Here is a 21,785-nt window from a genome sequence, read left to right as displayed (position 1 = left end):
CTACACCTGACAGCTGGGGCACCAGAACAAATTGCGGGCCTCCATCACCTCGGTGCGAATCGGCGTCCCGCACACTCGGCACGGCTCCCCCGTCCGCCGATAGACGTAGCTCCGCGGTCGGCCGCGAAGTCCTGGCAGGCCCTTGTCGTCCTCGGGCCGGACGGTGATGATCTTGCCGCGGCTCACGCCGACCTTCATCAGGGCGACGAGGTCGGTCCACGCGCCGTCGAACTCCTCCTCGGTGAGAAGGGTGCCGGGACGGTGCGGCTCGATGCGGTGCCGAAAGAGCAACTCGCTGCGGTAGACGTTGCCCACTCCGGCGATGACCTTCTGGTCCATCAGGAGGGCGCCGATCGCCCTGCGGGACTTGCTGATTCGCACCCACGCGCGAGAGGCGTCGGCGGTGCGACGCAGCGGATCGGGCCCGAGCCGCGCGACGATGTCGTCGACCTCGACCTGGTGGATGACCTCGCACACGGTGGGACCCCTCAGGTCGGTGCCGTACTCGGCGCCGACCATCCGCATCCGCACCTGCCCCACCGGGTCGAGCAGGGGCAGGGGGTGCTCGGTGAACTTGCCGTAGAGCCCGAGGTGGACGTGCACGACCGCGCCACCCTCGTAGTGGTGGAACAGGTGCTTGCCCCACGCGTCGGCGGTGAGCAACACCCGTCCGCTGACCGCTTCTGCGGAGTCGGCGAAGCGGCCCTGTGGACTGGTCACCACGACGGGCGCGTTGCCGAAACGCTTCTGATGCAGGCGGGCCAGCCGATGGAGGGTGTGCCCCTCGGGCATGCCCTAGGCGCCCGGGACGGGTGGCGCGACGTGCGTCTGCTCGTACTCGGACATGATGTCGATGCGACGCTGGTGGCGCGGCGCGTCCGACCACGCGGTGGTCAGGAACGCGTCGACGAACGTTAGGGCGTCGGCGACGGTGTGCATCCGGCCGCCGATGCTCATCACCTGGGCGTTGTTGTGCTGACGCGCCAGGGACGCCGTCTCGACGCTCCAGGCCAGGGCGCAGCGGATGCCGGGCACCTTGTTGGCGGCCATCTGCTCGCCGTTGCCGGAACCGCCGATGACGATGCCGAGGCTCTCCGGGTCGGCGAGGGTCCGCTCCGCCGCCGCGATGCAGAAGGCCGGGTAGTCGTCCTCGGCGTCGTAGGCAAACGCACCGCAGTCGACGGGCTCGTGGCCGCTCGACTCAAGGTGCTCGACGATGGCCTGCTTGAGTTCGTATCCGGCATGGTCAGAGCCGAGGTAGACGCGCATGGCGGACACCTTAACCGGCCCGTCCGCGCCCTGGCTTCTCGCCTACCTCACTCTCAGCCCGTCGAGCAGCACGCTCAGCAGGCGCGGTGTGCGCTCGTCCCACTCGTCACGCTCGACGTGGGCGAGGAACCACGACAGCAGGATGACGTCGCGGGCGTCGACGTCGCCGCGAAGCACGCCCTGTTCGCGGCCCGCGTCGAGGAGCGCGGAGAGCGCCCCGGCAAGCTTGCCCGGCGTCTGGGCCGAGATGTCTTGCCACACCGAGGCTTCCACGGCAGCGATCACTCCGAGCTTGACCCGGGCGTACTCCGCGAGCTGGGCGAACCACCTCTGGAGGGCGACGTCGGGTCCGCACTCCACGAGCAGCGAATGCGCCAGCGCGACGAGATCGTCGATCTCTTGGTCGTAGAGGGCGCGGATCAGCTCGTCGCGGGTGGCGAAGTGGCGGTAGAGCGTGCCCTGCCCCACCCCGGCCCGCCGCGCGACGAGGCTGAGTTTGAGCTCGCCCGGTTCGGCGACCAGCTCCCGAGCGGCGTCGATGATCATCGCGCGATTGCGCGCCGCGTCACTGCGTTCGGCCATACCGCCCCCTTGCAAGTGGACAAACTGTCCGCTTAACTCAAAGCGGACAGTTCGTCCGATTCACTTCAGGAGGTTAGTCATGGGCCCACTCGAGGACAAGGTCATCGCCATCACCGGCGCCAGCAGCGGCATCGGCGCGGCCACCGCCCGCCGACTCGCGGCCGCGGGCGCCGCGGTGGTTCTTGGGGCCCGTCGCACCGACCACCTCGACTCACTGGCGTCGCAGATCCGGGACGCGGGCGGTCGGGCGACTACGGTCACCGTCGACGTCACCCGCGCCGAGGACCTCCAGCTGCTCACCGAGACCGCCGTCTCCACCTACGGCCGGCTCGACGTCTTGGTCAGCAGCGCAGGCATCGGCCCCATCTCCCCCATGGCCGCCCGCCGACGCTCGGACTGGAACGCGATGATCGACGTCAACCTGCGCGGGGTCCTGAACGGCATCGACGCCGCCCTGCCGATCTTCGAGCGCCAGCGCCGTGGCCACTTCGTCACCATCGTCTCCACGGCCGGACTGAAGATCGTCCCGACGATGGCGGTGTACGCGGCGACCAAGAACGCCGTCCGAACCATGCTGGAGGGGCTGCGGCAGGAGTCCACCGACGGCACGCTGAAGACGACGGCGATCTCACCGGGAATGACACGGACCGAGTTCGCCGACACCATCACCGATCCGGCCATCCGCGCCGAAATCAGCCGCGGCATGGCGGAATTCGCACTCGACCCCGACGCGGTGGCCAGAGCCGTTCAGTTCGTCGTCGACCAACCCTGGGAGGTCGAGATCGGCGAATTGTCGATCCGACCAACGAGCCAGGGGTAACTAGCCGACGGTGATGGCGTCGAGTCGTTCCTTGATGAAGTCCGACGTGGTGACGGGCGTCAGCCCCTCGACCCTGCCGATAGGCGGCGCGAGCGGCGTGACGAGCGCGTCGTGGTTGGCCTCGTAGAAGTAGATGAGCGACACCAGGTCTTCCTCAGGAGCCTCGGGCTGCGGCGGCAGCACGCGGTGCCTGCCCGACGGCCAGCGCCGACCGCTCCAGTACTCCAGCAGGTCGCCGATGTTCACCGTCAGCGCCTCGGGGTCATACGGGGCGTCCTCCCACCCGCCGACCTCCGAATACACCTGCAGCCCACCGGCTCCCGGCTCGCGATCCAGAACCGTGACGGTGCCGAAGTCGGTGTGGGGGCCGATGCGGAACTGCCCGGGTTCCGGCTCGCCGACGACGCTGACGGGCGGGTAGTGGTTGATGTTCATCGTCCACGTGGGCCGATCCGCCAGCGCCGCCCAGGGGTTGGCTGGCAGCCCCAACGCGTGGGCGAACAGCGCCAACAGGTCGTCGGAGAGGCGACGCACCGCGTCGGTGTACTCCGTGACCAGCGCCTGCCATCCCGGCGCCTCGGCCGGCCATACGTTGGGCGCGAACCAGATTCGGTCGACGTCCGCGTCCCCCGTCGCGGTCTCGGCGCCCAGGCTGAAACTCTCCTTGAGGTCGGGTGGCGTCTCGGTCCCCTCGGAGTAACCGTTGGCCTCGGCACCCGGTCCGATCCAGCCGTGCCCACCGACCGGCACGCTGTACCGCTGTTTGGTCTGCAACGGCTGGGCGAAGAAGTCGCGACTGGCCTTGCGCACCGCGGCAGCGAGATCCGGGTCGACGCCGTGCCCGGTGACCAGGATGAATCCCGCCTGTTGCAGGCTCTGGTCGACCTCCGCGGCAACGGCGGCGGCGGCGGACCCGCCGGCACGCCAACGCGAGATGTCAACCGTGGCAATCACGCTCATTCTCCGATGTCCTCCAGCCATAGTTCCGGTCGTGCTTCGATGAAGTCGGTCATCATCTGGATGCACCGCTCGTCGGAGAGCACGGTGACGTCGACCCCGTTCTCGGCCAACCAGTCGTGGCCGCCGCTGAAGGTCTTGGCCTCGCCGACGACGATCGCGCCGATGTTGAACTGCCGCACCAGGCCGCTGCAGTACCAGCACGGCGACAGCGTCGTGACCATGATGGTCGACCGGTAGTTTCGTTGCCTGCCAGCGGCCCGGAACGCGTCGGTCTCACCGTGCACCGACGGGTCGTCGTCCTGCACTCGCCGGTTGTGACCGCTGCCGAGCAGCACACCGTCCTGGCTGAACAGTGCGGCCCCGATGGGAATTCCGCCCTCCGACAATCCCTTTCGGGCCTCCTCTACGGCGACGTCGAGCATGTCCTCAGGGGTCATACCGCCAGACGTTCCGCGGAGATCTTGGATTTGCATGCCACCAGGTATACGCCGCCTGCAATCAGGAATCCCACGAAGAACGTGATGTCGCCCAGCTGAGGAGCTCCCCTTGCGATGAACCCGACGAACTTCTCCTGGTTGGAAAAGAGCAGAACCGACACGACGAGGCCGATGGCGAACGACGCCAGGCCGCCCCAGTTCGCGTAGGACCGGTCGTAGAGGAAGCCGGCGATCGCCTGCCCCCGCCGCAGGTACTGGTCGGCGAACACCACCCCGAGCCACGGCCCGATCCAGTACGCGATGATCAACAGGAATGCCTCGTAGCTCGCGGCGGCGTCGGGCAGCGCCCACCAGGCCACCAGGAACCCGGCCACCCCGAAGAACACCGTCACCAACGCACGGGCGATGTGGGCGGGCAGCTTCACGCCGATCGTCACGAAGGCCATTGCGCCGGAGTAGATGTTGATCGAGTTGGCGGCGATCGCACCGATCGCGATGGCCAGCAGCGTCGCCTTGGCGATCGGAGAGGCCAGCTCACCGACGAAGGCCTCCGTCGGATTCTCCGACAGCGCAGGGCCGATGGTGACCGATGCCGCGCCGACGATCTCCAGCACCACGCACGACAGGAAGAGACCGGCAGAGGCGAAGAACCCGGTCCGTGCCGTCGACACGGTCGAGGGAAGGTAGCGGGTGTAGTCCGCCGCATACGGCGTCCACCCCGCGGCGTAGCCGAACGCGGTCCCGACGGTGAGCAGGAACCCGCCCATCGAGCCGTCGCCGACGAAGGGTTCCAGGGCGGGCGCGCCGAAGTTGGACTTGGTGAGGATCGCGACCGAGGCGACCGCGAAGATCACGGCCAGCACCGGGAACGACCACCGTTCGAAGGCCTGCACCAGGTTGTGGCCGAAGAACGCGAAGCCGGTCTGGACGAGCACGATGACGATCAGTCCGACCAGCGGTCCGATGCCGAACAGGGCGGCCAAGGCGTAGGCCCCGCTGACGCTGTTGGTCGCGAACCAGCCCACCCCCGCCGTCACCGACATCAGAACGGCGGGCAGACCGTTGCCCTTGAAACCGAAGGGCAAGCGCCCCAACACCATCTGCGGCACTCCGTGCAAGGGACCGCGCGCCGAGAGGAAGTAGTGCGCGAGCGCGCCGAGGCCGGTGCCGATGACGATGCCCGTGACGGCCTGCCAGAAGCTCATGCCGTACACGGAGACGGCGAGCACCCCGACGAAGATCGTCGCGAATTCGAGGTTGGGCGACGTCCACGTCCAGAACAACTGGCTTGGCTTGCCGTGGCGGTCGGCCTCGGCGATGAATTCGTTGCCGCCGGGCTCGACCGCGACGATCTTGTTGCGGTAGGAGCCGTCGGTGGTGGGCTCGGCCGTCGTCATGAATGCACCGTCATGGGCACAGCGTCGCCCGAGGTGCGCATCGCCGCAACTCGACGCGGTGTCGTCCGCCGACGCAACGGCAACGAATAACCACCATGACTTCGTCGACCCCGCGCCTCCCGGCCGTCCGCGCCGCAACCGCGGGGGTGCTCGCCGTCCTCGCCGCGCTCGGGGCGGGGCACCTCGTCGCGGGATTGCTGCTGACGCCAGCGGCGTCACCCTTCTTCGCGGTCGGGAACGCCGCCGTCGACCGGACGCCCGCGGCGGTCAAGGACTTCGCGATCAAGAACTTCGGCACCAACGACAAGCCGGCACTGCTGATCGGCATGGCCGTGGTGCTGGTGCTCGTCGGCGTGATCGTGGGACTGGCGTCACGGCGCAGCGCGATTCCCGGTCTCGTCGCCATCGTGGCCATCGGCGTGGTCGGTGCGCTGGCTGTCGGTGAGCAGTCGACCGGCGTCGTCGGGTTGGTGGCGCCCGCCGCCGCGCTGGTTGCCGGGGTCGGCGTGTTCTGGTGGCTGCACGGCCGCGCGCGACCACCCGCCACCGACGACGCCGCACCACGAAAGACGTTGGAGCGACGCCGTTTCCTGCTGAGTTCCGTCGTCGCGGCGGTGGGCGCCGTCGTCGCCGGTGCCGGCGGTGTCGCCTTGGCGCGTCGGGTCGACGTAACCGCGTCACGACAGCGGGTCGGCGAGTTGGTGCCGACGACACCGGCACCGCCCATCCCCCCGGGAGCCGCGTTCCCCGAACTGGGCACACCGCCGTTCCTCACGCCCGCAGCGGACTTCTACCGGATCGACGTCAACCTCGAGGTGCCGCAGTTGCGCGCCGAGGACGCCACGCTGCGCATCACCGGCCTGGTCGACGAGCCCTTGGAGTTCACCTTCGACGAGATCCGAGCCATGCCGCTGGTGGAGCAGACGATCACGATGACGTGCGTGTCCAACGAGGTCGGCGGTCCGTACGTCTCGACGGCCAACTTCATCGGGGTGCCCCTGCTGGACCTGCTGGATCGGGCAGGCATCCAGAGTGGGGCCCAGCAGGTGGTCGGCCATTCGGTCGACGGCTTCACCCTCGGCACGCCGCTGGACATGCTCCGCGCGACCGGCAAGCAGGCGATGCTGGCGATCGGCATGAACGGCGAGGCGCTGCTACCCGAGCACGGCTTCCCGATGCGGACCGTCGTGCCCGGGCTCTACGGGTACGTGTCAGCCACCAAGTGGCTGACCGAACTGGAACTGGCCACCTACGACGTCAAGCCCTACTGGGTCGAACGCGGCTGGGACGGCCAACCGCCGGGCGTCGTGCCGATCAAGATCTCCTCGCGCATCGACGCACCGACGGCCTTCCAGCAGCTGTCCGGTCCCCTGGTCACCGTCGCGGGCACGGCGTGGGCGCAGGGCCGGGGCATCAGCCGCGTCGAGGTGCGGGTCGACGGGGGCGACTGGCAGCAGGCCGAACTGGCCACCGAGGTCAACCGCAACACCTGGCGGATGTTCAAGCTCACGACGACCCTGCCGCCCGGCCAGCACACCGTGACGTCACGCGCCTACGACGGCGACGGCGTGATGCAGGCCGAGGAACGCCTGCGGCTGATCAACCCCGGCCCGGTGCCGGACGGCGCGACGGGCTGGCAGTCGATGATCTTCACCGTCACCTGACCAACCCCGTCTGACGCCCGTCGCGGTCAGGTCAGTCGAACTCGGGTGACTCGTGGCGCGAGCGCTTCAGCTCGAAGAAGTGCGGATACGCGGCGAAGATCACCGAGGCGTCCCACAGCTTGCCGGCCTCCTCGCCACGCGGGATGCGCGAGAGCACCGGCCCGAAGAACGCGACACCGTTGACGTGAATCGTGGGCGTGCCGACGTCGTCGCCGACCGCGTCCATACCCGCGTGATGGCTCTTGCGGAGCGCCTCGTCGAACTTGTCGCTGGTGGCCGCCTCGGCCAGCTCGGCGGGCAACCCGACCTCCTCGAGCGACTCGGCGATGACCCGCTCGAAGTCGGGGTCGGTCTCGCGGTAGCCCTGGTTGTGGATCTTGGTGCCCATCGCGGTGTACAGCGGGCTGAGAATCTCACTGCCCTTGGCCTGTTCGGCCGCGATCGCGACACGCACCGGGCCCCAGGCCTTCTTCATCATCTCTTGGTACTCGTCGGGCAGGTCGCGTCCCTCGTTGAGCACCGCGAGGCTCATCACGTGGAATTCGACCTCGATGTCGCGGACCTGCTGAACTTCGAGGATCCAGCGTGACGTGATCCAGCACCAGGGGCACAGGGGGTCGAACCAAAAACCGGCGACATCCTTCTTGGCCATCATCGAATCCTCTCGGCAGTCGTACGGGTCAGATCTGGGCACAGCACCGTTTGGCACAACTATGCACGCACTGCCCGTGTTCCCGAACTACGTCTAGGCTTGGCCGACGTGGCACTTCCCAACCTCACTCGCGACCAGGCGGCCGAGCGCGCGGCGCTCGTCACCGTTGACAACTACCGGATCGTGCTCGATCTGACCGACGGCGCAGGCGCGCCCGGCGAGAACACCTTCCGGTCGACGACGACCATCACCTTCGACGCCCTCGCCGGCTCGGACACCGTGGTCGACGTGGCGGCTGGAACCGTCCGCAGCGCGACGCTCAACGGTGAGGCGATCGACGTGTCCGGCTACGACGAGTCCACGGGCGTCCCGTTGGTCGGCTTGGCCGAGCACAACGTCGTCGTCGTCGAGGCCGACTGCCGCTACTCCAACACCGGCGAAGGCCTGCACCGGTTCGTCGACCCGGTCGACGACGAGGTGTACCTGTACTCGCAGTTCGAGACCGCCGACGCCAAGCGGATGTTCGCGTGCTTCGACCAGCCGGATCTGAAGGCCACCTTCGACGTGTCGGTGACCGCGCCCGCGCACTGGCAGGTCATCTCCAACGGCGCGACGGTCTCGGTAGACGATGGCGTGCACACCTTCGAGACCACGCCGCGGATGAGCACCTACCTCGTCGCTCTCATCGCCGGTCCGTACGCCCGCTGGGACGACGTGTACTCCGACGAGCACGGTGAGATCCCGCTCGGCATCTTCTGCCGTGGCTCGCTGGCCGAGTACATGGACGCCGAGCGCCTGTTCACCGAGACCAAGCAGGGCTTTGGCTTCTACCACCAGAACTTCGGCGTGCCATACGCATTCGGCAAGTACGACCAGCTGTTCGTCCCGGAGTTCAACGCCGGCGCCATGGAGAACGCCGGCGCCGTGACGTTCCTCGAGGACTACGTCTTCCGGTCGAAGGTGACGCGCTACAGCTACGAACGCCGCGCCGAGACGGTGCTGCACGAGATGGCACACATGTGGTTCGGCGACCTGGTCACCATGCAGTGGTGGGACGACCTCTGGCTCAACGAGTCCTTCGCCACCTTCGCCTCGGTGCTGTGCCAAAGCGAGGCAACCGAATACAAGGCCGCGTGGACGACGTTCGCCAACGTCGAGAAGTCGTGGGCCTACCGGCAGGACCAGTTGCCGTCGACCCATCCGGTCGCCGCGGACATCCCGGATCTGCACGCCGTCGAGGTCAACTTCGACGGCATCACCTACGCCAAGGGCGCCAGCGTCCTCAAGCAACTCGTCGCCTACGTCGGCCTCGAGGCGTTCCTGGCCGGCTTACGGGACTACTTCCGCGACCACGCCTTCGCCAACGCCACGTTCGGGGATCTGCTTGGGGCGCTGGAGAAGTCGTCCGGTCGCGACCTGTCGCACTGGGGTCGTCAGTGGCTCAAGACCACGGGCCTGAACACGTTGCGGGCCAACTTCGACGTCGACGGTGACGGCACGTTCACCCGCTTCGCGATCGACCAGAGCGGCGCGGCACCCGGTGCTGGCGAGACCCGCGTCCACCGCCTGGCCGTCGGCATCTACGACGACGACGGCTCGGGCAAGCTGGTGCGCACCCACCGCGAGGAACTCGACGTCGAGGGCACGAGCACCGACGTGCCCGCCCTGCAGGGCGTGTCCCGGGGCCAGCTGATCCTGGTCAACGACGACGACCTGACGTACTGCTCGCTGCGGTTGGACCCCGTCTCGCTGCAGACGGTGTTGACGCGCGTCGCCGACATCGCCGACTCCCTCCCCCGCACGCTGGCGTGGTCGGCGGCCTGGGAGATGACGCGCGAGGCCGAGATGAAGGCCCGCGACTTCGTCGAACTGGTCAAGGGCGGCGTGCACGCCGAGACCGAAGTGGGTGTGGCACAACGCCTCCTTCTGCAGGCGCAAACGGCCCTGAACGCCTACGCCGATCCTGACTGGGCATGCTCGCAGGGCTGGCCTGCGTTCGCCGACCGCCTTCTGGAGCTGGCACGCGCCGCCGAGGCGGGCTCGGACTTCCAGCTGGCTTACGTCAACGCCCTGTGCACCTCGGCGTTGTCGCTGCGGCACACGGCGGTGCTGGCGGCGCTCCTGGACACCGACCCCGCGGACCTGGAGCTGCCGGGCCTGACCATAGACACCGACCTGAGGTGGCGCATCGTGACCGCGCTGGCTGCCGGCGGCGACGTCGACGAGCACGGCACCGACACCCCGTTCATCGACGCGGAGGCACAGCGCGACCCCACCGCCGCCGGACGGCGCAACGCGGCAGCGGCTTCGGCCGCCCGCCCGCAAGCGGCCGTGAAGGAGGCGGCGTGGCAGCAGGTCATCGAGGACGACACGCTGGCCAACATCACCACCAGGGCGATCGTGGGCGGTTTCGTCCAGCCCGGCCAGGCCGCGCTGCTGAAGCCGTTCGGTCAGAAGTACTTCGACGCGATCCTCGGGGTGTGGGAGCGACGCTCCAGCGAGGTGGCCCAAACGGTCGTCATCGGCCTGTACCCGTCGTCGGACGTCAGCCAGGAAGGCCTGGACGCGGCCGACCGCTTCCTGGCCGGTGAGATTCCGCCGGCACTGCGCCGGTTGGTGATCGAGGGCCGGGCCGGCGTCGAGCGGGCACTGAGGGCGCGCGCGTTCGACGCGTCCTAACCGGCCCATTTCCGGCGAGCGTGCTCCCCGCACGCGGGGTACCCCAGTCTGCGGGCAACACGCCGCGTCGGTGCCGCAGTTCGCGCACGCTCGCGCCTGATGATGTTGCGATGGCGGGTACCAACAGCCGGAGGGCGCGGGCAGCGCGCAGGCGCACGCGGCGCGTGAAGGCCGTCGTCAACGACCTGACCACCGAGGAATGGGCGGCGATCAGGGCCCTGTGGGACGGCTGCGCCTACTGCGGGGTCTCCGATCGTCCGCTGCAGCGCGACTGCGTCATGGCCATCTCCCGCGGCGGGCGGTACACCCTCGACAACGTGGTGCCCGCATGCGCGGCGTGCAACGCCAGCAAGTGCAACGACGAAGTGACCGCATGGCTGCGCCGCAAACGGCTCGACGAGCGGACCTTCCTCGAGCGGTACGTCCGCATCCGAGCCCAGCTCGTGGGCTGTGCAGCAAACCTAACCCCGGACGACGTCAACTCGATCTAGCGGCTCGACGCTCGGCGTCGACGTCCACTCCAAGTCCCACGGTGAGCGCAAAATCACACGTCGGAGCTTGATTTACCTGGATTTAACATGGACGATTAGAGGGCCAGCCAGCGGGGCGATCCCCGTGTTGGCGGCCTCATAGCAACCCTTGCCCTGTGATCCAGGGCACAACGAAGGAGCACCACCATGCCATTCCCACGTCTTCGTGCCGAGCTGACCCGCTCGATGAACCGTCGTCGCCTCTACGCACGGATCAACGCACTGCCCGATTCGACCGTCCGTGAAGAGCTGCTCGCCATCGCGCAGCGCTACGACGAGAACAACTGACGCAGACAGACGTAAAAGCCGGTGACCAGAAGGTCACCGGCTTCGTCGTTTTCTGGGGGTGTTAGCGGGGTGAGACGCCGGCGCTGAGAACGCGCACAGCGCTGATGAGCCCGTCGATCAAGTTGCCTTCGCGGAACGACGCGGCAGCCGCCGAGACGCCGAGCGGGGCCGCCTCCTCGATGCCACGGCCCTTCACCTCGGATCCGTAGACCACTTCGATGGCCTTCTGGTTCGGGGAGACGGCCAGCAGCACGGCGTTGTCCGGCGTCGGCACCTTGGCCAGGATCTCGCGCGCGGTGGCCGCGGTGTCCGCACCGAGACCGCCCACGTAGACCGCGAAGCGGGCCTTGGCCGCCCGTGAGCCGTATTTCAAGGCATCGTCCAGGACGACGAGGTCCTTGACGGGGAACGGGTAGTGCACCGACAGCTCACCGGGCTCGGTGACGCCGGAGATGCGGCCGCTCGAGGTGTAGGCGTAGCCGTAGGGCAGTACCTCGGACTCCCGCTTCGCGACCTCGGTCGAATGATCGCTACCACTTGCCACTTGCGCCACCCCCCACCGTCAGATGCGATCCGTGGCCGTGATCGGCCGGTTCGTCGGAGGCCCACAGAATCGGCTCGTGGGTCCACTCGTCGGTCAACGTGTACGTCGCTGGGTGCGGGCCCTTGCGCCGGAAGATCAAGGCAGCCAGAACCAGGGCCAGTAGCAGCGGGACCCCGCCGAGCAGCGAATGCGTAAGTGCTGTGCTCACGTCGCAAACCGTATCTCAATACTCACGCGCGAACCCACTAGGGCTGCCCACTCAGGCCGCTCCCTCACCCAGATACCGCACCCACGCCGGATCGAGCTCCTTGATCGACGACAAGAGTCGCCAATGCTGGCCCTTCGGCGGAAGCGGTGTCGAACGAAGCGTCCAGCCGAGTTCGGTGAGCAGCCGGTCCGCCTTCTTGTGGTTGCAACCTGCGCAAGCTGCCACGCAGTTCTCCCACGAGTGCGCGCCACCGCGGCTACGCGGCACCACGTGGTCGACGGTGTCGGCCTTGGATCCGCAGTACGCGCATCGGAAGCGGTCACGGTGCATGAGGGCCGCCCTGGTCATCGGCACCCGCGCCCGGTACGGCACTCGGACGAAGGACCGCAGGCGAATCACCGATGGCACCGTGATCGCGCGCGTTGCCGAGTGGATCACCGGACCGCCCGGGTCGGCGTGGACCACGTCGGCCTTGCCGCACAGCAGCATGACCACGGCGCGACGGGCAGGCAGCGCGGCAAGCGGCTCGTACGTCGAATTCAGCAAGAGCACCCTGCGACGGCCCCACACGCTGCAGTCGGTGGCCGGTGGCCGCGCCTCGACACCGGGAAGGGGCAAGGTCTGCGCAGCAAGCACCGAGGCGCCAGTTGAACTCGCCGCGGTCAGATGCCCGCGGCTCTTCCTTCGCTGCGACATAGGTCCTCCGAGAGATAGTGCACCACGGATCGCCGCCGATCGCACGGCAATTTGGGCGGTGTTCGCAGGTCACTCCAATGAACATCCGGTGACGGCGCCGTGCTGGTCCCCCGTCGCCGACGCTCCCGCGGCGGGAAGGGACAATGGACGACGTGACGGAACAACCCACGTCGTTCTACGACGAAGTCGGCGGCGCCGAGACGTTCCGAGCCATCGTGTCGACGTTTTACCAACTGGTCCGCGAGGACGAGATTCTGCGACCGCTGTACCCCGAGGACGATCTCGACGGCGCCGAGGAACGACTGCGGATGTTCCTCGAGCAGTACTGGGGCGGCCCGCGTACCTACTCCGACCTGAGGGGGCATCCCCGGCTGCGGATGCGGCACGCTCCGTTCAAGGTGGGCCCGCTGGAACGCGACGCCTGGCTGCGCTGCATGCACACCGCCGTCGCCGAGGTGGACTCGCGGACCCTCGACGACGCGCACCGCCAGGTGCTGCTGAACTACTTGGAGATGGCGGCGCAGTCGATGGTCAACTCGCCGTTCTAACGCAGGACGACGGCCGGGTCGCCGCGGCGACGGTAGACGGTTCCGAAGCGGGCGTCGACCCGCAACCAGGTCGGTAGGACGCGCACCCGCACCACCTCGTCGGCCGCCACGGACTCGGGGGCGAACTGGTCGGCGGTCGCCGACTGCGGCAGGAAACCCATTGCGGTCAAGGCGAATACGCATCGCATCGGGATGCCGACGCTGACGTCACCGGAGCTGACGGCCACGACTTCCTGATCCAGCAACGACGCCGGCGGACCGTGGGCACTGCCGTACTCCTTGGCCAACGCCACACCGCGCTGCGCGAGGTCGAGCACGGCCCGGGCCGGCACGTCGTCCAGGTGCACGAATCCCGATTCCGGCGGCAGCATCCCGCGCCACGCGGAGTCCATTGCAAAACCGGGGTCGACGAAACCCGACTGGTCCATCGACGGAAGCGCCGACGCCAATGCGTCCGCACCGACGGACAGGTCCGCCGGGTTCACGCGGCCAGCGACCACTCGGCTCGCAAGGACGTCGAAACCCGTTGCCAGCCAAGCGACGACCTGCCCGCCCGACCGCTGCCGCAGCCGGATGACGCTGGAGTCGTCGAGCCGTATCGCCCGGTCGACGAAGGTCGCCAGGTCTTCGCGGTGCGCGACGTCGTCGAGCCACAGGCCACGTTCACTCGTGCTCATCGGGCCACTCTGCTCTTCGCGCAAGCGCTCATCGCTGGTAGCGCTGGAGATAGTCCCGATGGTGCGGCGCCAACCGGACCAGCCGCTGCTCCGCGATGTGGAACGCGGCCAGCTGCGATTCGCCGATGACCGCAGGCTTGGAGTCGGGGTCGGCCAGCGCAGACCGCACCTCGTACCCGAGGGTGAAGTCGACCGCGCGCAAGCGCTTGACCCATATCGTCACCTGCAGAGGCGAATCCGCGAGCCGCAGCTGCCCCTTGTAGATCACGCGCACCTCGGCGATGAGCAGGCCGATGGTGTCGAAGTCGTCGGCGAACGGCTCGGTGAGGAACGGCACGCGCGCCTCTTCGAGGATCGTCACCATGGTGCCGTGGTTGACGTGCTGGTACATGTCGATGTCACTCCAGCGCACTGGCACTGGAGAAACCCATCTTTCGGTCACCCGGTCGATCCCGTTCCGCTCGTCCTGGTCATGCTGCGGAGCTGACGCGCCGCCACCGACAACGTCGCCAGATCCTTCTCGCCGTCTTCGTTGATCTCACTGAGCGTGCGCCGAGCCCGCCCCAGCCGTGAGCTGTTGGACAGCTCCCACTCCTCGATCTTCTGCTCGCCCGTCTCGTCGGGTTCACCGACGGCGAGGACGTCGAAGGTCAGCGCCCGAAGCGAGCCGTAGATGTCGTCGCGAATCGCCAAGCGCGCCAAGGAATGCCAGCGATCGTCGCGAGACAGTCGCGAGATTGCGGTGAGCAGGGGGTCGATGCCCAGGTGATCCATCAACGTGAAGTACGTGTCGGCTACCTCGACGGCGTCCCGCTCGACGATGTCGGAGATGTCGATGACGTCGAGCAGGCTGTACTGGTACAGCCCGGTCGCGACCATCATGGCCAGTTCCTTCGACACGCCCTGGGCCATGAAGTCACCCGAGTCCTTGGCCACGATGGCGCGATCGTCGCCGCGCAGCCACTCCGACATCCGCGGCGTCAGGTCCGCCACCTTCGCCGCGAACCGGTTGACCTCGGCACCCACCGCCAACGGCTGCGGGCGGTAGTTGAGCAACCAGCGTCCGGCGCGGTCGATCAGGCGACGTAGGTCGAGCGTCATCCGGTCGGTGACGGCGACGGCCACCCCGGCGTCACCCGCCGCCCTGATCTGTCGCCACACCTCGCCAACCTGGAAGATCTCGTCGGTCGCCACGTAAGCGCGCACCGCGTCGACCGGTCCGACGCCGACGTCCTCGGCGACGCGGTAGGCATAGCTGATCCCGGCGGTGTCGACGAGGTCGTTGACGAGCATCGTCGTGACGATCTCCCGACGGAGCTGATGGGTGCGGATCTCGGAGCCGAACCTGTCCCGAAGCTGGTGCGGGAAGTACTCGGGCAACCGGGCCGCGAAGACCTCCTGGTCGGGCAGCTCGCTACCGAGGAGCTGGTCCTTGAGTGCCAACTTTACGTAGGCCATCAGCGTGGACAGCTCGGGCGAGGTCAGACCTAGCCCCGCCTCGACGCGCCTGCGAACCTCCTTGTCCGTCGGCAGCGCCTCCAGCTCGCGATTGAGGCCCCGCTCGGCGACCAGACCCTTGATCTGGCGGGCGTGCACGTTGAGCAGACCCGCCGCGTTGGCCCGGCTGGTGCCCATCAGATCGTTCTGAGCGGCGTTGTCCTGCAACACGAGTGCCCCGACCTCGTCGGTCATCGACATCAGCAGCGGAGTGCGCTCCTCGGCGGTCACCTGGCCACCGGTGACGAGCGAGTCGACGAGGATCTTGATGTTGACCTCGTGGTCGGAGCAGTCGACGCCAGCGGAGTTGTCGAGCGCGTCGGTGTTGACGTGCCCGCCGTTGAGTTCGAACTCGATGCGACCGCGCTGCGTCACGCCGAGGTTGCCACCTTCGCCGATCACCTTGGCGCGCATCTGATTTGCGTTGACCCGGACGGCGTCGTTGGCTCGGTCGCCGACGTCGGCGTCGGATTCGGACTCGGCCTTGACGTAGGTGCCGATGCCGCCGTTCCAGAACAGGTCGACCGGCGCCTGCAGGATCGACTTCATCAATGCGGGCGGCGTCATCTCCTCGACGCCGTCGTCGAGACCCAACGCCTCGCGAACCTGGGGGCTGATCGGGATCGACTTGTGTTCCCTGCTGTACACACCGCCGCCCTCACTGATCAGGCTGCGGTCGTAGTCGTCCCAACTGGAGCGCGGCAACGCGAACATCCGCTCCCGTTCGGCCCACGAGGTCGCCGCGTCGGGGTTCGGGTCGAAGAACACGTGGCGGTGGTCGAACGCGGCGACGAGGCGAATGTGCTTGGACAGCAACATGCCGTTGCCGAACACGTCACCGCTCATGTCGCCGACCCCGACGACCGTGAAGTCCTCGGTCTGGGTGTCGACGCCCATCTCGCGGAAGTGCCTCTTCACCGACTCCCACGCGCCCTTGGCGGTGATGCCCATCGCCTTGTGGTCGTAACCCACCGACCCGCCGGAGGCGAACGCGTCACCGAGCCAGAATCCGTAGGACTTGGCGACGTCGTTGGCGATGTCGGAGAACGTCGCGGTGCCCTTGTCGGCGGCGACGACCAGATAGGCGTCGTCGCCGTCACGCCGCACCACACCCGCGGGGGTGGTGACGGCGCCGGTGGCCGTGTCGACGTTGTCGGTGACGTCCAGCAGGCCGGAGATGAACAGCCGGTAGCAGGCGACGCCCTCGTTGCGGAAGGTCTCGCGGTCGGCGGCGGCGTCACCGGTGGGCGCCGGCGGGTTCTTCACCACGAAGCCGCCCTTGGCGCCGACGGGCACGATGACCGCGTTCTTGACGGCCTGCGCCTTGACCAGGCCGAGGATCTCGGTGCGGAAATCCTCGCGGCGGTCCGACCAGCGGAGGCCGCCGCGGGCGACGTTTCCGAATCGCAGGTGAACGCCCTCGACCCGAGGTGAGTACACGAAGATCTCGTATCTCGGTCGCGGCAAGGGCAATTCGTCGATGAGTCCCGGATTCACCTTGATCGACAGCACGTCCTGGCTGCGCGCGGAGGCCGGGCTGGTGACGAAGTAGTTGGTGCGCAGCGTCGCCTGGATCATCGAGGCGAACGCCCGCAGCACCCGGTCGGTGTCGAGGCTCACCAGTGCGTCGATGCCGACCGCGACCGCGTTCGCCGCCGCCGACGCGTCGCGCTTCTTCTCCCCCGACTCCGACTGCGCGTCGTCCGGATCGAAGAGCGCCTCGAACAGCTCGACGAGGGCGCGGGCCGTCGCCGGGTTGTCGTTGACGACCGTCTCGATGTGGGACTGACTGTAGGGAAACCCTGCCTGCCGCAAGTACTTTGCGTAGCTGCGGAGCACGGTGACCTGCTGCCAGGTCAGCCCGGCGCGCATGACCAGTTCGTTGAAGCGGTCGATCTCCACCCGGCCGTGCCAGATCGCGGTGACCGTGTCGGCGAATCGCATGGCGGTGGCTTCGCGTTCGACGGCGTCGTCGTCCTCGCGGATCGACTTCTGCGGCGAGATCTTGAACTGATAGATCCACACCGGCATGCCGTCGGCACGGTTGACGTAGAACGGTCGCTCCTCGAGCACGACGACGCCCATGCACTGCAGCATCGGCAGCAGCACGCTCAGCGACGCCGATCGGCCGGCGAGGTACCAGGTGAGGTTGGCGGGCTGCCCCTCCCCGCCGTCGGCGAAGACGAGCTTGACCGAATTATCCTGCAGCTGTTCGATGATCGCGATGTCACCGATCGCGTCGTGCGGGGTGAACGCCTGCCGGTAGACCTCGGGAAACGCCGCCGCGTAGTGCTCGGCGTCGGCGCGGGAAATCGCGCCCGTCGGGACCGCCCCCATCAACCGGTCGCCCCAGGTGCGGGCCGCCTCGGTCAGCAGATTCTGGATCCTGGTCTCGGCCTCCAAGGACGTGTCAACGTCCTCGGGCTTGCTGTCGTCGGGCAGCCGAACGGTGAAGTGCACCACCGCCCAAGGTGATTCACTGACCCGCGCGGTGTACTCGAGGCTTTCGCCACCCAGCTCGCGGACGAGGATGTCCTGCATCTCCAGGCGGACCACCGTCGTGTACCGATCACGCGGCAGATACACCAGGCAGGACACGAAGTGGGACAGCTGGTCGGTCCGCAAGAACAGCAGCGCACGGCGGCGCGAGCCGAGGTCGACCACCGCGTTGGCCATGTCCAGCAGTTGCTGAGCACTGAGCGAGAACAACTCCGAACGTGGGATCGTCTGGATGATGTCCAGCGTCAGCGGACCCGGGTGGCTGTTGTCGCCGTGTGACAGCGCCAACGCCTCCCGGACGCGACGCGAGATCAGTGGAATCTCGAGGACGTTCGAATTCGACGCGGCCACGGTGAACAGCCCGACGAAGCGATGCTCGACGGCGGCGTCCTCGCCGGGCAGCGTCTCGCGGACCACCACGATGTGGGGGTGGGCGCCGTAGCGCAGGTAGCTCGGCATGGTCGCCTGGGCCAGCACCAACAGGTCGTCCTGGTCGGTCAGCTGCGGCAACACGTCGGTGCGCAGCCGCAGTACGCCGAGGCGGCTGGCCGGATCGACGGTGGCCGTCCCGTCCTCCACCGAGCAGCGCTGGTAACCCAGCAGCACGAAGTGCCCGTCGGCGAGCCAACGCAACAGCGCTGCCACGTCGCGACGGTCATACGACGGGAAGTGGCCCTTGCGGTCGGAGTCCAGCTGGCTGGCCAACACGACCAACGCGGCGTCCAGCGCCGCCGAGTCGAGTTCCACCTGCCGGGCGTCGTCAAGCACCCTTGGCAGAAGCTTGACGGCCTCGGCGACGGCCTTGGGATCCGCGGTGGGCGAGAGCTGGACGTGAATCCAGGTCTCGTCGACGCCGTCCCTTGGGGCGTCGGGCGCGTTCACGGGGTGGACGTCCACCAGTCCCCCCGCTGGATCGCGGCGGACGCGGAACACCGGGTTCATGATCGCGGTGTACGCGACGCCGAGACGGTGCAGGAGCACCGTCACGGTGTCGGTCAGCATCGCGCTCTGGTCGGTGACGATCTGGATCGCGGGGCCGATTCCGCTGGGGTCGTCGGACGCGTGCACCACGACCTTCGTGTCGCCGGTGGCGCGCTGATGCCCGACCATCTCGTGGGCCGCGAGCAGTGCCGGGGACACGGTCCCGGCGGCGGCGACCGGCATCGTCAGCGCGGCGTCGGCGGCGGGCACGTCACCCTGCGGGCTTTGGTGGGTCGCGACGTACGCCTCGGCGATGGAACTGCCGGGAGCCGTGTCGATCACCGTCGATCCGTCGCTGCGTTGTCTTCCTGGAACACCAGGATTCACCGTCGTCATACCGAACGCTCCTGCCTCACGCGCGTGCCGTCCGCCGTTGGATGTGGTCGCCGAAGCGGCCAAGTGGCCCGCGGTTCGACACTAGTTGCCCGTCGTGTCGACGCGGTTCAACCCCGTCAGATCAGTCGCGGGTCAGCCTGCGGTGAGTAACCCGGTGCGGGCGAGCAGCATCCGCTCCCAACCGCGAGAGCTTGTTCTCCTCGTAACCGCCGAAGTTGCCCTCGAACCAGAACCACTTGGCCTCGTTGTCGTCGTCGCCCTCCCACGCCAGGATGTGGGTGCAGGTGCGGTCGAGGAACCAGCGGTCGTGCGAAATGACCACCGCGCACCCGGGGAACTGCTGAAGCGCGTTCTCCAGCGAGCTCAGGGTCTCGATGTCCAGGTCGTTGGTCGGCTCGTCGAGCAGGATCAGGTTGCCGCCCTCCTTGAGGGTCAGCGCGAGGTTCAGCCGGTTGCGCTCACCACCGGAGAGCACCCCGGCCGGCTTCTGCTGATCGGGGCCCTTGAAGCCGAACGCGGACACGTAGGCACGCGACGGCACCTCGTTCTGCCCGACCTCGATGTAGTCGAGTCCGTCGGAGACGACCTCCCAGACGTTCTTCTTCGGGTCGATACCGCCGCGGTTCTGGTCGACGTAGCTGAGCTTGACGGTCTCGCCGACCTTGACGACGCCGCTGTCGGCCTCCTCGAGACCGACGATGGTCTTGAACAGCGTGGTCTTGCCGACACCGTTGGGCCCGATGACGCCGACGATGCCGTTGCGCGGCAGCGTGAAGGACAGATCCTTGATCAGGATGCGGCCGTCGAAGCCCTTGTCGAGGTGGTCCACCTCCACGACGATGTTGCCCAACCGCGGGCCCGTCGGGATCTGGATCTCCTCGAAGTCGAGCTTGCGCGTCTTCTCCGCCTCGGAGGCCATCTCCTCGTATCGGCTCAGGCGCGCCTTGTTCTTGGCTTGGCGGGCCTTGGCGCCGGAGCGTACCCACGCCAACTCCTCGACCAACCGCTTCTGCAGCTTCTGGTCCTTGCGACCCTGGACGGCGAGGCGCTCGGCCTTCTTCTCCAGGTAGGTCGAATAGTTGCCCTCGTAGGGGTAGGCACGGCCGCGGTCCAGCTCGAGGATCCACTCCGCGACGTTGTCGAGGAAGTACCGATCGTGCGTGACGGCGAGGATGGCGCCCTTGTAGTCGGCGAGGTGCCGCTCCAGCCACAGCACGCTTTCGGCGTCGAGGTGGTTGGTGGGCTCGTCGAGCAGGAGCAGGTCGGGCTCGGACAGCAACAGCTTGCAGAGCGCGACGCGGCGCTTCTCACCACCGGAGAGGTGGGTGACCGGCTCGTCGGGCGGCGGACAACGCAGCGCGTCCATCGCCTGCTCGAGCTTGGAGTCCAGATCCCACGCGTCGGCCGCGTCGAGCTCCTCCTGCAGCTGGCCCATCTCCTCCATGAGCTCGTCGGTGTAGTCGGTGGCCATCAGCTCGGCCACCTCGTTGTACCGAGCGAGCTTCGCCTTGATCGGCACGCCCTCCTCGACGTTCTCGCGAACGGTCTTGGACTCGTCGAGTTGCGGCTCCTGCATGAGGATGCCGACGGAGGCCCCGGTGGCGAGGAACGCGTCACCGTTGTTGGCCTTGTCCAAGCCGGCCATGATCTTCAGGACGCTCGACTTACCAGCACCGTTGGGACCGACGACGCCGATCTTGGCTCCGGGGAGGAAGTTCAGCGTGACGTCGTCCAAGATGACCTTGTCACCGTGCGCCTTGCGGACCTTCTTCATCGTGTAGATGAACTCAGCCATGCTTTGGGTAGTGCCTTTCCGGTCTGCGGGTATCGCTCAGCCAACCATCCTAGGCGCGACGGCTTACGGCTACGCCGTCAGTGGCAGGGCCTCGCCCTCGATCGCACCCTCGTCGGCGTCGGAGGGGTCCTCGTCGGTCGTCGCCTCGGCGCTGGGCTCCACCTCGTCCTCCGTGCGCTTGCGTTGCTCGATGCGCACGGTGGCGCGAGTCAGATCGGGCCCGACGGCGGTGGCTCGAACCTCGACCGACGATCGCCGGTTGCCCTCCTTGTCGTCGTACTCGCTGGTGTAGACGGTGCCCACCACGACCACCGGGTCCCCCTTGATCAGCACCCCACTGACGCCGTCGACCACCCGGCCCCAGCAGTTGACGTTGACGAACAGGGAGTTGCCCGGCTCCCAGTTGCCTTCGGGCGTGCGACGGCGCGAGTTGCTGGCGACGCGGAACTTGTACACCTGCTGATCGCCGACGCGACGGAGGATCGGATCGGTGACGATGGTGCCGACCATGTGGAACGGGGTCTCGAACATTGCGCTTCCCTTCATCGGTTCTTCCTTCGGCAGCCCGTGTCGTGCTGCCCGAGACCATTGACCGTCCGACCCCCGACACCGGGTGCTGACGACGGGCGAGTGGCCGGGTGCCCTGTGGATGAAGTGCGGACTGTGGATGAAGGGACTCGCAGCCGCGACGCGCCAGTCCGGGCGAACGCACCACGCACCACGCAC

General features: G+C 67.7%; 21 protein-coding genes. 6 read left to right on the top strand and 15 right to left on the bottom strand.

The window, feature by feature from the left end; genetic code table 11:
- The 3 genes from B1790_RS09335 to B1790_RS09325 are packed head-to-tail and all read right to left on the bottom strand — an operon-like array spanning nucleotide 1 to nucleotide 1,851.
- The gene (locus B1790_RS09335) at nucleotides 1-792 is read right to left on the bottom strand and encodes an Fpg/Nei family DNA glycosylase (RefSeq protein ID WP_079922939.1); all 792 of its coding nucleotides are present in this window, start codon (nucleotides 790-792) and stop codon (nucleotides 1-3) included.
- Between the two features lie 3 nt (nucleotides 793-795).
- Complete coding sequence (locus B1790_RS09330; RefSeq protein ID WP_079922938.1) at nucleotides 796-1,269, bottom strand: ribose-5-phosphate isomerase; 474 nt, start codon at nucleotides 1,267-1,269, stop codon at nucleotides 796-798.
- A 42-nt stretch (nucleotides 1,270-1,311) separates the two neighbouring features.
- The gene (locus B1790_RS09325; protein ID WP_079922937.1) at nucleotides 1,312-1,851 is read right to left on the bottom strand and encodes a TetR/AcrR family transcriptional regulator; all 540 of its coding nucleotides are present in this window, start codon (nucleotides 1,849-1,851) and stop codon (nucleotides 1,312-1,314) included.
- A 79-nt stretch (nucleotides 1,852-1,930) separates the two neighbouring features.
- Here B1790_RS09325 and B1790_RS09320 point away from each other — a divergent pair, with 79 nt between their 5' ends.
- Nucleotides 1,931-2,671: an SDR family oxidoreductase gene (locus tag B1790_RS09320; RefSeq protein ID WP_079922936.1), complete on the top strand. Its 741-nt coding sequence runs from the start codon at nucleotides 1,931-1,933 to the stop codon at nucleotides 2,669-2,671.
- Here the strand turns inward: B1790_RS09320 and B1790_RS09315 are convergent, their stop codons facing one another.
- Genes B1790_RS09315 through B1790_RS09305 form a run of 3 tightly spaced genes read right to left on the bottom strand, consistent with a single transcriptional unit; the run spans nucleotide 2,672 to nucleotide 5,465 of the window.
- Nucleotides 2,672-3,631, bottom strand: coding sequence for an isopenicillin N synthase family oxygenase (locus B1790_RS09315; protein ID WP_079922935.1), 960 nt, complete (start codon nucleotides 3,629-3,631; stop codon nucleotides 2,672-2,674).
- Nucleotides 3,628-4,068 (bottom strand): nucleoside deaminase, encoded by a 441-nt coding sequence (locus tag B1790_RS09310; protein ID WP_079922934.1) that lies wholly within the window; start codon nucleotides 4,066-4,068, stop codon nucleotides 3,628-3,630. Before B1790_RS09310 ends, B1790_RS09315 begins: the two co-directional genes overlap by 4 nt.
- Nucleotides 4,065-5,465, bottom strand: coding sequence for a cytosine permease (locus B1790_RS09305; protein ID WP_079922933.1), 1,401 nt, complete (start codon nucleotides 5,463-5,465; stop codon nucleotides 4,065-4,067). The genes B1790_RS09310 and B1790_RS09305 overlap by 4 nt, the downstream gene beginning before the upstream one ends.
- Nucleotides 5,466-5,560: 95 nt before the next feature.
- Between B1790_RS09305 and B1790_RS09300 the strand changes: the two genes are divergently transcribed.
- Nucleotides 5,561-7,129 carry a molybdopterin-dependent oxidoreductase gene (locus tag B1790_RS09300; protein WP_142271190.1) on the top strand — a complete coding sequence of 523 codons (1,569 nt, stop codon included), beginning with the start codon at nucleotides 5,561-5,563 and terminating at the stop codon, nucleotides 7,127-7,129.
- A gap of 31 nt (nucleotides 7,130-7,160) precedes the next feature.
- On the opposite strand, the gene B1790_RS09295 is transcribed toward B1790_RS09300, so the two are convergent.
- The gene (locus B1790_RS09295; protein ID WP_079922984.1) at nucleotides 7,161-7,781 is read right to left on the bottom strand and encodes a DsbA family protein; all 621 of its coding nucleotides are present in this window, start codon (nucleotides 7,779-7,781) and stop codon (nucleotides 7,161-7,163) included.
- A gap of 108 nt (nucleotides 7,782-7,889) precedes the next feature.
- On the opposite strand from B1790_RS09295, the gene pepN reads away from it, so the two are divergent.
- The 3 genes from pepN (at nucleotide 7,890) to B1790_RS34980 (ending at nucleotide 11,278) form a co-directional block, all read left to right on the top strand.
- Nucleotides 7,890-10,460 (top strand): aminopeptidase N, encoded by a 2,571-nt coding sequence (pepN, locus tag B1790_RS09290; protein WP_079922983.1) that lies wholly within the window; start codon nucleotides 7,890-7,892, stop codon nucleotides 10,458-10,460.
- Between the two features lie 110 nt (nucleotides 10,461-10,570).
- Nucleotides 10,571-10,951 carry an HNH endonuclease gene (locus B1790_RS09285; RefSeq protein WP_079922932.1) on the top strand — a complete coding sequence of 127 codons (381 nt, stop codon included), beginning with the start codon at nucleotides 10,571-10,573 and terminating at the stop codon, nucleotides 10,949-10,951.
- Nucleotides 10,952-11,137: 186 nt separating this feature from the next.
- Nucleotides 11,138-11,278, top strand: coding sequence for a hypothetical protein (locus B1790_RS34980; RefSeq protein WP_185934605.1), 141 nt, complete (start codon nucleotides 11,138-11,140; stop codon nucleotides 11,276-11,278).
- Between the two features lie 61 nt (nucleotides 11,279-11,339).
- On the opposite strand, the gene B1790_RS09280 is transcribed toward B1790_RS34980, so the two are convergent.
- Genes B1790_RS09280 through B1790_RS09270 form a run of 3 tightly spaced genes read right to left on the bottom strand, consistent with a single transcriptional unit; the run spans nucleotide 11,340 to nucleotide 12,726 of the window.
- Nucleotides 11,340-11,822 (bottom strand): DUF5130 domain-containing protein, encoded by a 483-nt coding sequence (locus B1790_RS09280; protein ID WP_056554900.1) that lies wholly within the window; start codon nucleotides 11,820-11,822, stop codon nucleotides 11,340-11,342.
- Complete coding sequence (locus B1790_RS09275; RefSeq protein WP_056554903.1) at nucleotides 11,809-12,030, bottom strand: hypothetical protein; 222 nt, start codon at nucleotides 12,028-12,030, stop codon at nucleotides 11,809-11,811. The genes B1790_RS09280 and B1790_RS09275 overlap by 14 nt, the downstream gene beginning before the upstream one ends.
- 51 nt (nucleotides 12,031-12,081) lie before the next feature.
- A complete protein-coding gene (locus B1790_RS09270; protein WP_079922931.1) occupies nucleotides 12,082-12,726 on the bottom strand; it encodes an HNH endonuclease in 645 nt (214 codons plus the stop codon).
- Nucleotides 12,727-12,869: 143 nt separating this feature from the next.
- On the opposite strand from B1790_RS09270, the gene B1790_RS09265 reads away from it, so the two are divergent.
- Entirely contained in the window at nucleotides 12,870-13,274 is a 405-nt protein-coding gene (locus B1790_RS09265) for a globin (RefSeq protein ID WP_198951957.1), read from the top strand.
- Here the strand turns inward: B1790_RS09265 and B1790_RS09260 are convergent.
- The 5 genes from B1790_RS09260 to ssb form a co-directional block, all read right to left on the bottom strand.
- Nucleotides 13,271-13,951 carry a hypothetical protein gene (locus B1790_RS09260; RefSeq protein ID WP_079922930.1) on the bottom strand — a complete coding sequence of 227 codons (681 nt, stop codon included), beginning with the start codon at nucleotides 13,949-13,951 and terminating at the stop codon, nucleotides 13,271-13,273. The genes B1790_RS09265 and B1790_RS09260 overlap by 4 nt on opposite strands.
- Nucleotides 13,952-13,979: 28 nt before the next feature.
- The gene (locus B1790_RS09255; RefSeq protein WP_079922929.1) at nucleotides 13,980-14,393 is read right to left on the bottom strand and encodes a thioesterase family protein; all 414 of its coding nucleotides are present in this window, start codon (nucleotides 14,391-14,393) and stop codon (nucleotides 13,980-13,982) included.
- Nucleotides 14,390-19,264, bottom strand: coding sequence for an NAD-glutamate dehydrogenase (locus tag B1790_RS09250; RefSeq protein WP_079922928.1), 4,875 nt, complete (start codon nucleotides 19,262-19,264; stop codon nucleotides 14,390-14,392). The genes B1790_RS09255 and B1790_RS09250 overlap by 4 nt, the downstream gene beginning before the upstream one ends.
- Nucleotides 19,265-19,385: 121 nt before the next feature.
- On the bottom strand, nucleotides 19,386-21,059 hold the full coding sequence (gene ettA, locus B1790_RS09245; RefSeq protein ID WP_079922927.1) for an energy-dependent translational throttle protein EttA: 1,674 nt from the start codon (nucleotides 21,057-21,059) through the stop codon (nucleotides 19,386-19,388).
- A gap of 69 nt (nucleotides 21,060-21,128) precedes the next feature.
- Nucleotides 21,129-21,590, bottom strand: a complete 462-nt coding sequence (gene ssb / locus B1790_RS09240; RefSeq protein WP_079922981.1) for a single-stranded DNA-binding protein — start codon at nucleotides 21,588-21,590, stop codon at nucleotides 21,129-21,131.
- Between the last annotated feature and the right edge of the window lie 195 nt (nucleotides 21,591-21,785).

Origin of the sequence: Mycobacterium sp. AT1, assembly GCF_002043095.1 — a bacterium.
Lineage (GTDB): Bacteria > Actinomycetota > Actinomycetes > Mycobacteriales > Mycobacteriaceae > Mycobacterium.
This window is presented reverse-complemented; position numbering and strand designations above follow the sequence as displayed.